This window comes from Streptomyces beijiangensis (genome assembly GCF_017315755.1).
GTDB classification, from domain to species: domain Bacteria; phylum Actinomycetota; class Actinomycetes; order Streptomycetales; family Streptomycetaceae; genus Streptomyces; species Streptomyces beijiangensis.
In genome coordinates, this window is the sequence record NZ_JAFLRJ010000911.1 from 1 (window position 1) to 297 (window position 297).

A 297-nucleotide genomic window follows, 5' to 3' on the forward strand; every position below is an offset into this window, starting at 1 on the left:
GCGGCGAGCGGGCCCGCGAAGAGCGTGGCGAGGTCGAGGACGCGCAGGCCCTGGAGGGGTGAGGTGGTCTCGGCTGCCGTCATGAGGCGCTGTCGATCTCGGTGCGGTAGGGCATGGAGGGGGTGGCCCCGGTGCGCTGCACGCAGAGTGCTGCGGCGTTTGTCGCCCAGGTGATCGCGGCGGGCATCGGCTTGCCCTCGTTGAGCGCCACGGCGAGTGCGCCGACGAAGGCGTCACCGGCGCCGGTCGTGTCGATGGCCTCGACCAGGCGGGCGGGGGTGAGGAGTGGCTCCGAGG

The 297-nt window shown here is 73.4% G+C and carries 1 protein-coding gene; it reads right to left on the reverse strand.

Annotated features, from left to right (window positions below):
• Positions 1-79: 79 nt before the first annotated feature.
• Positions 80-297, reverse strand: a 218-nt coding sequence (locus J0695_RS39825) for a PfkB family carbohydrate kinase (protein ID WP_242553766.1), incomplete at its 5' end; no start/stop codon positions are given.